The organism is Blautia sp. Marseille-P2398 (assembly GCF_964240315.1).
In the GTDB taxonomy this organism is placed as follows: domain Bacteria; phylum Bacillota; class Clostridia; order Lachnospirales; family Lachnospiraceae; genus Blautia_A; species Blautia_A wexlerae.
Genome location: NZ_CAXSTD010000018.1, coordinates 67,117 through 78,292, shown reverse-complemented (window position 1 = coordinate 78,292; position 11,176 = coordinate 67,117). Strand labels below are relative to the sequence as shown.

The 11,176-nt window shown below is 37.6% G+C and carries 11 protein-coding genes and 1 pseudogene; 1 reads left to right on the top strand and 11 read right to left on the bottom strand.

Annotation, left to right across the window (positions count from 1 at the left end):
* From ACESZG_RS16880 to ACESZG_RS16855, 6 genes and pseudogenes are all read right to left on the bottom strand, one after another.
* Nucleotides 1-170, bottom strand: a 170-nt coding sequence (locus ACESZG_RS16880; protein ID WP_373218786.1) for a transposase, incomplete at its 3' end; no start/stop codon positions are given.
* Between the two features lie 212 nt (nt 171-382).
* Nucleotides 383-1,768, bottom strand: coding sequence for an MATE family efflux transporter (locus ACESZG_RS16875; RefSeq protein ID WP_008707449.1), 1,386 nt, complete (start codon nt 1,766-1,768; stop codon nt 383-385).
* Nucleotides 1,769-1,837: 69 nt separating this feature from the next.
* Nucleotides 1,838-2,026: pseudogene (locus ACESZG_RS16870) on the bottom strand (PDDEXK nuclease domain-containing protein); the annotation flags it as partial.
* A gap of 106 nt (nt 2,027-2,132) precedes the next feature.
* The gene (locus ACESZG_RS16865) at nt 2,133-2,780 is read right to left on the bottom strand and encodes a GNAT family N-acetyltransferase (RefSeq protein WP_008707445.1); all 648 of its coding nucleotides are present in this window, start codon (nt 2,778-2,780) and stop codon (nt 2,133-2,135) included.
* 271 nt (nt 2,781-3,051) lie between these two features.
* Nucleotides 3,052-3,417: a hypothetical protein gene (locus ACESZG_RS16860; protein ID WP_008707444.1), complete on the bottom strand. Its 366-nt coding sequence runs from the start codon at nt 3,415-3,417 to the stop codon at nt 3,052-3,054.
* A 136-nt stretch (nt 3,418-3,553) separates the two neighbouring features.
* Entirely contained in the window at nt 3,554-4,807 is a 1,254-nt protein-coding gene (locus ACESZG_RS16855; RefSeq protein WP_008707443.1) for an ATP-binding protein, read from the bottom strand.
* Between the two features lie 161 nt (nt 4,808-4,968).
* Here ACESZG_RS16855 and ACESZG_RS16850 point away from each other — a divergent pair, with 161 nt between their 5' ends.
* Nucleotides 4,969-5,178 (top strand): MerR family transcriptional regulator, encoded by a 210-nt coding sequence (locus tag ACESZG_RS16850; RefSeq protein WP_226825017.1) that lies wholly within the window; start codon nt 4,969-4,971, stop codon nt 5,176-5,178.
* Nucleotides 5,179-5,618: 440 nt separating this feature from the next.
* Here the strand turns inward: ACESZG_RS16850 and ACESZG_RS16845 are convergent, their stop codons facing one another.
* The 5 genes from ACESZG_RS16845 to ACESZG_RS16825 all read right to left on the bottom strand — a co-directional run bounded on the left by ACESZG_RS16845 (nt 5,619) and on the right by ACESZG_RS16825 (nt 11,026).
* A complete protein-coding gene (locus ACESZG_RS16845; protein WP_008707440.1) occupies nt 5,619-6,941 on the bottom strand; it encodes an ATP-binding protein in 1,323 nt (440 codons plus the stop codon).
* Nucleotides 6,942-7,321: 380 nt separating this feature from the next.
* A complete protein-coding gene (locus ACESZG_RS16840; protein WP_008707439.1) occupies nt 7,322-7,609 on the bottom strand; it encodes a hypothetical protein in 288 nt (95 codons plus the stop codon).
* A gap of 464 nt (nt 7,610-8,073) precedes the next feature.
* Nucleotides 8,074-8,847: a YibE/F family protein gene (locus tag ACESZG_RS16835; protein ID WP_195284236.1), complete on the bottom strand. Its 774-nt coding sequence runs from the start codon at nt 8,845-8,847 to the stop codon at nt 8,074-8,076.
* Nucleotides 8,844-9,944: a YibE/F family protein gene (locus ACESZG_RS16830; protein WP_118329983.1), complete on the bottom strand. Its 1,101-nt coding sequence runs from the start codon at nt 9,942-9,944 to the stop codon at nt 8,844-8,846. Before ACESZG_RS16830 ends, ACESZG_RS16835 begins: the two co-directional genes overlap by 4 nt.
* A 101-nt stretch (nt 9,945-10,045) precedes the next feature.
* Entirely contained in the window at nt 10,046-11,026 is a 981-nt protein-coding gene (locus tag ACESZG_RS16825) for a tRNA-dihydrouridine synthase (protein WP_195284235.1), read from the bottom strand.
* Between the last annotated feature and the right edge of the window lie 150 nt (nt 11,027-11,176).

The window sequence follows — 11,176 nt, the reverse complement described above, 5'->3', positions numbered from 1 at the left end:
TGATTCCATTCCTCCAAAACAATTCCATATCGGGGTGCAATATATTCCCATATTTCTTTTGCTCTTTCTGAAATTGGGTCATTGATAACTTTTCTTCGATATTTTACCACCATGATCAGATGATAATACATCAAATATACTGAATGTGCATTGTGATCTATTTTTTCCATAAAAACAGTCCTTTTTTGATCTTTTACCTTATCGACTGATTCTATTATACCATGAATCGCGTTGCAGAACAAATGTTCTTTTCTGTTTTTTTGCAATTCATCTCCCACCTATAGGACGCCACTGAAAAACTGTTTTTGCATACTATATATAGTGCCTTAATATTGACTGATGTACTTTATTTTGTGTTGATTTATACGAAAAAAGGACTTTTTCAGTGGCCTTCTATAGAGGAAGGAGAATTCTTGCTATATATTATGTTAAAACTTACAACAAAAAACAGAGTTTCTGCAAGTCCTGTAATTCCCCATGAGAAGATATACAAAAGATACAGTGATGAAATCGTCTGGAAATGTGCAAATACTGTATAAATCCAGACAATACGAAATACGCAGGAGCCCAGGATAACGATAATGGTAGGCGGAATACTTTTTCCGATACCTCGGGATGCGGCGATACTGCCGTCCATAAAACAGCTGAATGCATAGCTGAATGCCATAATACGAATCCTCTGCATACCAGCATCAATAACTGTTGGTTCCGTAGCGAACAGAGAAAGAAACTGTGGGCCAAACACAAGGAGTAGTCCACCCAGGATTGCACCGAAAATGAAGGCATATGTAAGGCTGACTCTATAAGATTTCAGCATTCGTTTTTTATTACCGGCACCCCAGTTCTGACCGATAAAGCTTGCACATGCAGTATAAAAAGAAAACATGACATTATAGATCAGGGAGTCAGCATTTGCGGCAGCTGCATTTCCGGAAACCATCACTGCATCAAAAGAGTTGACACCAGTCTGCACAAACAGGTTTGCAATAGCAAAGATTCCGTTCTGAAGACCTGTAGGGATACCAAGCATGAGAACTGCTTTGCAGGCCTTGGGGTGCAGGCAGATCTTACGCAGAGATACTTTGCAATCATCGGTTCTTCTGAGGAGATGGATCATCACCAGAGAAGCAGAGATATACAGAGAAATTGCGCTGGCTGTTGCAACGCCTGCGGCTGCCATATGACAGACAATAACAAAAAACAGATTCAGAAGAACGTTGACCACACCTGCGATGGAAAGGTAGATCAATGGTCGTTTCGTATCGCCTATGGCACTTAATACGCCGTTTCCGAAATTGTATATGGCCATTGCAGGCATTCCCAGGGAATAGATCTTCATATATAAAATAGCCTGATCAATAAGTTCCGGCTTCGTGTTCATCATGGACAGCATCCGCCCGGAAAACAGAAGACAGATGGCGCAGACGAGCAGGCCTGTGATTGCGCACAAAAGAAGAGAAGTATGGATTGTTTCTTCTGTGCCTTTTTTATTACCGGCACCCAGTTCGTGAGCTACGCGGACATTGACACCGGCACCCATTCCGATAAGGATTCCGGTAAACAGAGTAACCAGCAAAGTTGTGGAGCCGACGGCACCTAGTGCCATATAATCTGCAAACCGTCCAACAACGGCAACATCGCTTAAGTTAAAAAGAACCTCCAGTACCTGTGATCCCATAAGAGGAAGGCTGAAGAGAAGTATATTTTTCCAGAGAGATCCTGTGGTCATCTCAATGGAATGATATTTCTTTTTTTCATTTTCACACATAAAATCACCTCATAAAAATTACTTCATCCAAATTATACAATACTCTGTTGAAAAATGTTTGTCTGGAAGTTATTCATTTAATTCAACTTCAATTTCTTCAATGGTAGGCATACTACCTCTGAACTCTTCTGGTATAAGTTTTGATAATTCATAACCGGAAATACCGAGTGGCTGGCTAGTAGATTCTAATGCATACTGGGTTTCTACTTTATCCATATCTTTACAAATCAAAAGTCCCAATGTAGGATTATCAGCTTCTTATATTCATTATCAGCCTTAATCAACTCACTCATATATAATCCTTTCTAATGTGTCAGTTCGACAATTTCCGATTAGTAAATACTTTTCATTTCATATGTAACTGCTACTCCACCAGTACATATTCGTAAAATACGAATTCTGTTTCTCCGGTACTTTCATAGTACTCCTGTGCTGTTCCGCAATTAACAAAGCCGTATTTTTCATACAATTTCTGTGCTGGCACATTAGTTCCGATCGCGTCCAGCCGCACTGCCTTTTTCTTTTTGTCTGCAGCCAGCTTGATGATTTCATCAAGTGCTACTGTTGCCGCTCCATCTCCCTGATATTCAGGTAAAATCATCAACAGATGAACCACCGCTGCATCCTGATCATCAGCCTTAACTTTCCAGTGAATCTTTCTATATTCTTTTGACTGCGCATTCGTCACCGCTACTGCACCAATCACATCCGTATCCTTCAAAATCAAGTACATTTCACCTTTTACAATATAAGAATTCCAATCGTCATCATTTGGATATATATTCTTTTTCCACTGCAGAATCTGACCATATTTCGGAGAGCTGTCCAAAAGTCTCCAGTACAGTGCCCTGATCTGGTCAAGATCTTTTATAGATACTTTTTTTAATCTAAGATTTTTCATTATTGCTTTCTCCTCACCTTCTTGCCTTTCGGACAAGAAGCATTTCTCGCTATCGATATAGTCAAGATATTTCTTATCCTGTTTCCATTCCAACGCTCTCGTTCTTTCCATATGTTTTTCTCAATTATATCAGAAAAACAAAGAGTTCTCAATCTGACCAAAATCGTTTTATCTACAAAAGGTAACATCCTGTTTCCTGACCGATATCTTGAAGGACAAGTCCTGATAAACCAGTAAAAATCAAATTTTCAAAACCTCTGTAAGATCAGTAAAGCCGATGCAGGATTCCCAAAGTCTCACATCGGCTTTTTACTTCAGTTTCTTTTCCCTGTGATTTTTTCTGCCTCTAAAACATATCATTACTCCATAACAAGGAAATCTATTATACATTATTTTTTAAGTTCATAAAGAAAATTGCTATTTTATCCAACTTTCCTTCATTATATTCTGCAAAATCCAAATAATATTTTGGAATACTTACAGCCTGAATTTCTTTTTTATATAACCATTGTCTTGTTTTGGCTTCCGGAGCAAAAATAACTGCTTGATTTTCACTGAAAAAAATCTCATTATAAGTACATGCTGAACGGTCCAAAACACATTTCCAATCCATATTCTCATCCTGAAAATATCGATTTAGTTGATTCAAAAATTTCTTTGCTTTTTGCATATAAATGACATTTATAATTGGATTATAATGTTCTCCCTCTATTACAGGAATTTCCCATACTAAACAACACGTTTTCATTTACAGACCCTCTTTACAAAATGCATAACTCCTCAATTTCCTAATCAATAAAACTTGAAGTTTGTTTTCCATAAGCTTTACTCCAACTCTCAATTTTTCAGCATTTTAAAGATTCTTTTCTTATCTATAACCAATGTCAGAACTCTAAACTATCTGCATTCAAAAGGAAATACTTCATTCCCATGATGACAAATCCCTCGTCATTTCTCCAAGGTTTCTTGCTGCCATTTACAATGACCATCTTTTTGAAAGAGTCTGGAATATTACGCAAAGAGTTGAACTCCTGAGTCTGCTTTTCTTCCGAAGTCATGTCATATGCAACCTGAATATAGTACCTCTGATTACCTTGGTTAACCACAAAGTCAACTTCCAACTGCTTACGGATACGCTTACCCTCTTTATCTTTATCAAAGATCTGCACAACGCCCACGTCAACATTGTAGCCACGGATCAGCAGCTCGTTATAAACAATGTTCTCCATGATATGAGTAGGCTCCTGCTGTCTAAAATTCAAGCGAGCATTTCTCAGTCCCAGATCAGTGAAATAGTATTTCAGATTTGCACCGATATATTTTCGTCCCTTAATGTCGTAACGGCTTGCCTTGGAAATCAAAAACGCATCTGCCAAATAGTCAATATGGTTTGAGATAGTTTTATTGGTATAAGTCATCTGACGCTGACTGGCAAAGGTATTCGCAATCTTTGAAGGGTTGGTCGGTGCGCCGATTGCAGATGCAAGCACATCAACCAGAATACCAATTTCATCCACATTTTGAATTTTATTTCTTTCTATAACATCCTTCAGATAAACATTAGCAAAAATGTTCTTCAGATAGTCTGCTTTCTGTCGTTCACTCTGGAAACCAACAACCTGCGGCAATCCTCCGTAGATCATGTAGTCATCCCAGGCATCATCATAATCACCGTCATAGACAGAATAAAACTCAGCAAAGGAGAGAGGATAGATTCTGATTTCATCACCTCTGCCACGGAACTCGGTCACAATGTCACTGGACAGGAACCTGGAATTACTTCCGGTGACATACACATCAATGTTGCTCATGCGTAGCAAACTGTTCAGAACTTCCTCAAATCGGGGCATGAACTGTACTTCATCCAGAAGAAGATAATACTTCCCATCATCTTTCACAGCATCCTTGATATACTTAAAACACATCTTGGGATCTCTTAATTCCTCATTCTCTATACCGTCCAATGCAATTTCAATAATATGATCAGAGCCAATGCCATTCTCCAGTAAATATCTCTTAAAGATGGTAAACAGCAAAAAGGATTTTCCGCATCTACGAATGCCGGTGATTACCTTTATCATTCCATTATCTTTTCGCTCAATCAACTGCTGCAGGTAAGCGTCTCTTTTAATCTCCATCATCACTCTCCCCGTTTCTGTGCATCTGCACTTTTTTTAGTAATGATATTCTATCATAAAACAAGATACGTTTCAATATTCATTCCTATTTTATGTGTATATGCATATTTTTATGTAATGTACTAATACAAATATAAGTCGCCTTAGCTGCCTTAGCGTTTGTGATCCTTCCATTGCAGGCCATTGTAGGCTTTTTCCCTAATCCGGAACGTAAGGGAAACATCCATTATTTCAGCGATAATGAATTGGAAGTGCTTCGTATTATTGAATGCCTGAAGAAATCAGGGCTTGGGATCAAAGATATAAAGCAATTTTTTATCTGGGTATCTGAAGGCAACTCCAGCTATGAAAAAAAGAAAAGAATTATTTGAAGCCCGAAAATCAGCCGTTGAAACTGAAATCCAAGAACTTCAAAAAAACTCTCTCCCTTTTAAAATCCAAATGCTGGTATTATGAAACAGCAATGAAAGATGATAAGATGCTATAAATGCCATGTTACCTGACAAGCTTCCAGAAAATATACAAAAACTATATGGCAAGAAGCATTCCTCGCTATCGATATAGTCAAGTCAAAGAAAACAATATTCTGATTTACTCATTTAATAACTGTTATATTTTGATGGAAATTTACAGATGTGGGTAAATGCAGAAGATTCACTTGAACTTTAATTCTTCCAGTACCGTAGGCAAAGTTGTGCTGAATATAATCTCCTGCAAGCAATTCTTTAGCAGTATCGATATCTCCAGTTGCAAAAGTATCTATCAATGCAAGAGCTTTTTCGGTCTGGGTCTGTTCCGTTTTTGTCTACAGTTATTCTGATACTTTATCAAAGAAAGCGATCATATAGAGCGGTAATGTGATTATTCCCTCTTCGCTGGTTCCTACATTCCCATCTATGAATTTATATCCATAGCTTATATCTTTATTATTTTTCATGATCGACTTTAGTGAATTTGCACGTGTATTTCCACTCTTGACCTCAATAGGAACTACTTTTCCATCTTTTTGAATGATTACATCAATTTCTTTTTTCGTTGTCTCATTTTTATAGAAATATAACTGATATCCCTTCTTATAAAGAGCATCTGCTACAGCACATTCAAATATTCCTCCTTTGGAATTTCCTGCTAAGGTATTTTCTATAATATGCTGCTTCAAGGAAAAATCTTTCATCGCCATCAACAGAGACAAGTCCGTTGTATAAGCTCTGAAAAAATCATCTCTTGCATAATCATCCAGATCAAATCTTATATCTGTTACAAGTTTACACAAATACAACATATCTGCACGAAGTAACCACTCGATACTAGAAAAATACTTCTGTGCCCTGCCTCCATGCTCAACTTCTTTATATTGAAATTTATGATTCTCTTTATCCAATAACTGTTTCGCAAGAGAAAGGTAGCACTTCTCCGCTTTTACTTTTTCTTCAGCTGTAGCATAATGGGCTATATCATACTGATATCCCTGTAACAGACTTCTCTGAATCCGGTCAACCTCCCTGAAGTCTTTTGTATCTATATACTTCTGAACTGCTTCCGGCATACCCCCTATAGCGACATACTGCCTAAAATATTTCATCATCTGAGAATGAATTGCCTCTGGAATAGCAGCTTTTGAACCAAGATATCCACAGAGATTCATTATCATATCCTCAGAGATTCCCATTCCCCAAAGAAACTCCTCAAAATCTATTCCATACATTTTCAGATAATCAACATACCCAACAGGGTAAGAAGAAGCACGTTTATAATCAATTCCTAAAAGTGATCCTGATGCAATAACATCAAATCTATTATCTAATGCCCAAAACTTAAGAGAAGTTATTGCTTCCTGACACTCCTGGATCTCATCCAGAAAAATCATAGTCTTTCCTGGAATAATCTTCTTTTCAGGAAAACGAAACCGCATAGCCATAACCATATTATCTACTGTTAGATCACCGGAAAAAATATCCATCGCAGAAGGTATCTGTTTAAAATTAATTTCAACAATTTCTTCATAGTTCTCTTCTGCAAATCTTTCAACTATATATGTTTTTCCTGTTTGTCTGGCTCCCTGAATTACAAGACATTTTTTGTTTTTTGAATCTACCCATTTTTTTATGTAATGCGTCACTTTTCTTTTTAACATAAAACACCTCCTGTTACCAAACAATATTTTTATCAAGAACAACTTTGTAACATTTTTAATTACTATTTTTCTTTTATTGTCAACATTTTAGAAAGCAAAAATATCTGTATGTCAACATTTTAGAAAGTAAAAATGTCCATTTGTCAACATTTTAGAATATTATATCATTGATCAGGATATATTAAAAGACTTTTTTCTATCAAAAGCCCTCATAATTGCAGCCTCCAATGTTCTCAAGGTACCGGCATTGTAACGCTCTTAATTATAAATATATGTATTTAATAATGAAAAATTCTGAAATCACTGATGAATATGATTCAAATCTTGCTGCAATCTGCCACAACGGCACTTTTGTCGGAACGCAAAAAGATAGCGTTGTTTCATTCAAGAGTATCCCATAAGCTTATATGAGTCCGGTAATTCTTTCCTGCGATCCTGTATTCTTCCAGATGTTCTACAAAACCATCCATATCACCAAGTGATCTTTCAATAATATCCTCACCCAGACCGGCCGATATAATGTAGTAAACTTCTTTTTTACCAAAATGCTGCCAGATAAGCATGAGACAATCACCGCCTACTTTTACTGCAAAATCATACATAGGATAAAAGCTGGCCATAACGTTCAGTTTTTTTGTCAGAAGAAGCATTCTCTGTTTCTGCTGCATATGCAAGATTCAGTGCTCCAAAGCTGAGAGCTGTTGCCGCTGCAAGTGCTGTTATGGTAAATAATTTTTTTCATAATAAAGTCCTTTCTGCACACCCCGATGTGCCTGAAAATCTTTTTAGTGGGCGATCTGATCCATTTAATATAAGTGCAAACTGTTTGCGTTTATCAAAATAGCACTCAACAACTGTCTACCGCTATCTGGATAAGCTTTGCGCGGAACACGTTGTAATTAAATACCCAGATCTGAATTCTGACAAAGCAATGTTTCAGTTCGCAGGAGAAGAAAAAAAAATGTACAGACCACCTGCATCTGAAATATATCAGATGCGGCAAGGTTGTACATCTTGACTGTAATTTTATGGATGAATTAAAAGAGCATCTGTTCCGGGATCATGGATTCCGTCTGCAGTGCAGCGGAGATATACTTCATGGAATCTGCAAAGACTGTGAAAACAAATCCGATCAGCTGTGATCTGTTTCAGATGCAGCATGATGGATCTGGCGAATCACACATCTGATTGATACCGGTACTGTAAAAAGGCAGGCAATCGCCCCAGACAGCATGATTGCAACATCCTGAAAAAGAAATTTGGAATTGAGAATAATTTCCAGGTTATATTGCTGTGTCTGAACATAGGCAAATAACAGAATAGAGCCTCCAAGATAAGCAAAAAGCAGCGTATTTACAGTTGTTCCTATAATTTCTTTTCCAACCTGATAGCCGGAAGAAGTAAGTTCTTTCGCTGTCAGGCTGTTTTTATGTGTCCAGACTTCATATACAGAAGAAGTTACAGATAAAGCAGTATCAATAACCGCTCCAAGAGTACTGAAAACAGTTACAAAAACTGCCACATGAAGCATATTAATATGGATATCCGTACTGTAATAATACATAAAATCATCTTCTGAAAGCTGAAGCTCATTCAGTCCATAGCTTCCTGATCTCCATATAATAAGATAAAGCGGAATAAATAAAAGCAGCATCACAAGCAAGGTAGCCAGAAAAGCCGCCCGTGTCTTTGGATTGTTTCCATTCTGGTAGAACAGGGAATTATAGCAGACTCCTGCCCCTGCAGCCAATATCAGAAGCAGAGCCGGGAAACCAATGGACATCAGAAGAATCGAAATAAACAGAATTACAATATTACCGGCCAGTGTCATAAGAGAAACTGCTCCGCGCTCCCCACCAATCAGAATCATTAAAATAATCAATACCAGTGCAAGAAAAATTATCATTTTTTGTCGCTCCTTTTCAGAGATGGTAGTTTCATGATAATAGAAGAAATAAAAACAGATACAGGGATTGCCAGTACAATTCCTATACTTTCAATCAGAAAACGACAGATATCATATGGAATATGATATCGTATAATCGTTATAAACCTGATCTCATTGTTCATTTTCAGGATAAACATAGGAATCATGCCGCTTGCCAGGACAAAAAGCAGCACATTTATCATGGTTCCCATAATGTCATATCCGATTTCCCGTCCTGAATGTATTAATTTTCTCAGAGAAACATCTGGATTTTTCCGGACAATTTCCCCTGTTGCAGCACTAATAGTTACAGCTACATCCATGATAGCTCCAAGTCCTGTCAGCATAATATCTGTCCAGAATATATCAGCGGAATTACTCATACTCCCCAGATATTCCAGATTAGAATAATCCAGATCTCCAAAAAACTGAATAGAAAATTCAAATAATGCCATGATCAGAAACAGTACGCATATGGTTGAAATAACAGAAGCCCATGTTTTTCTGTGGATTCCATTCAGACAGATCAGAGTTGTTATCGAAAAAAGAAAAGCAATTACATTGCAGATATTTAAGATATTTTCCCCTTTCATAAAAGCCTGAAATCCAAACGCGAATATAATTGTGTTCAATATCAGCGATATGATCGTATAGAATCCCTGTTTTCCTGTAATACAGATCAGAAGAAAAAACAGACCACCTGCCAACAATGCCAGATAACCATCACGCTTTATGGAACGTATGGATTTCCCTGGATTTTCCCTTGAACCGCTTAAAAGAACCGTGTCTCCTTTGTGATATTTCTGATTCTGAACCTGAGACGATGTATATTCATTAGAAATAGAAATCTCTTCCCCTTTATGGGTACCGTTTAATATACGCGCTGTAATTTTCTGAGTATAATAATACTCTTCTGCATCCCTGGTTCCTTTCCTGCTCATCGTTTCCTTTTCTGTTACTGAAGATATCTTCGCCAGAGGCGTATGATAAAACCTGGCGTTAAAGCAGGTAAATATAACACAGATAATATAGATGCCTGCTAAGAAATATTTCATCTGAAATACATGAGATTTCATAGGATTCTTTTTTCTCCTTCTTAATAAAAAATATTGCAGCCTTAAAGATACTAATCAGTTACTTTTTATCGAAATACTGTGAGTTCTATATCTTTCAGCTGTTATAATGATCCAGTATTTTTTTCCATATCCCCATCTTCCACTTCTCCAATTAACTGCTCACAGCTGAACAGTTCTCTGACTGCATTTTCATATATCACACATTTCTCAGCCTTCTTAATCTTTTTGGCATATTTTTTATTGTTTGTAAACATAGGTGCCAGATAAGACCATAATTCTTTCATACGGAACAGGATATTTCTGTCTCCGGACAGGTCTTCACAATATTCATTGTACATCATATCATGAAATCTGCGGATTTCTTCCTTTGACGCAGGTGCACCGCCACGGATCTCTCTGGCAAGTGCCGGATTCTTCAGTGTTCCTCTGCCTGTCATAATGCAGTCCAGGGTCGGAAACATTTCCTGTAATCTGGTACAGTCTTCTGCTGTGGCAATATCTCCGTTATAGCAAACCGGGCTCTTTGAGTGCTCCACAGCCTCTCCAAATGTTTCCAGACGGGGCTTATTTTTGTAATAGTCTTTCTGCACTCTTGCGTGAACAATTAACTCCTCCAGCGGATATTTATTATAAATTGTCAGCAGATCCTCAAATTCTTCCGGATCATCCATACCCAGACGGGTCTTGATGGAAATCTTCATATCACATTTACGGAAAATCTCATCCAGAAATTTGTCCAGTTCATCCGGTCTGTCCAGAAATCCTGCACCTCTGCCCTTCGTCACAACGGTCTTTGACGGACAGCCAAGGTTCAGGTTTACTTCTTTATATCCGTACTCCTGCAGAGTTTCCGCTGTCTGGATAAAATCCTCTGCATTCTTTGTGAGAATCTGGGGAACTGCATACATCCCCTCATTATTCTCAGGCATAATGTCTTTCTTTTCTCTGGTGCTGAGATGTCCTTTCTGATTTGGAAGGATAAAGGGAATAAAATACTTGTCAAAACCTCCAAAGCACTGGTAAAGTGCCCTTCTGTATGTATATCCTGTGATTCCCTCAAGGGGGGCTAAATATATTTTCATGTGCTTCTCCTGTTGTATTGTATTCAAGCGGATAAAATCATCCACTTCGCTGTGTAGTTCTACACCTGATAACTGCTGAGCAGTTTATTCGGTTAAATTCTTCATCCATTATACTGTAACAATTCTAATTTCTCAATGCAGATTTAAAAC

Coding starts and splice junctions, on each gene's coding strand:
- ACESZG_RS16835 (WP_195284236.1), bottom strand. CDS start 8,847: ATGATAATTTTTCTTGCACTGGTATTGATTATTTTAATGATTCTGATT.
- ACESZG_RS16845 (WP_008707440.1), bottom strand. CDS start 6,941: ATGTTAAAAAGAAAAGTGACGCATTACATAAAAAAATGGGTAGATTCA.
- ACESZG_RS16830 (WP_118329983.1), bottom strand. CDS start 9,944: ATGAAATCTCATGTATTTCAGATGAAATATTTCTTAGCAGGCATCTAT.
- ACESZG_RS16860 (WP_008707444.1), bottom strand. CDS start 3,417: ATGAAAACGTGTTGTTTAGTATGGGAAATTCCTGTAATAGAGGGAGAA.
- ACESZG_RS16865 (WP_008707445.1), bottom strand. CDS start 2,780: ATGGAAAGAACGAGAGCGTTGGAATGGAAACAGGATAAGAAATATCTT.
- ACESZG_RS16840 (WP_008707439.1), bottom strand. CDS start 7,609: ATGCAGCAGAAACAGAGAATGCTTCTTCTGACAAAAAAACTGAACGTT.
- ACESZG_RS16875 (WP_008707449.1), bottom strand. CDS start 1,768: ATGTGTGAAAATGAAAAAAAGAAATATCATTCCATTGAGATGACCACA.
- ACESZG_RS16855 (WP_008707443.1), bottom strand. CDS start 4,807: ATGGAGATTAAAAGAGACGCTTACCTGCAGCAGTTGATTGAGCGAAAA.
- ACESZG_RS16825 (WP_195284235.1), bottom strand. CDS start 11,026: ATGAAAATATATTTAGCCCCCCTTGAGGGAATCACAGGATATACATAC.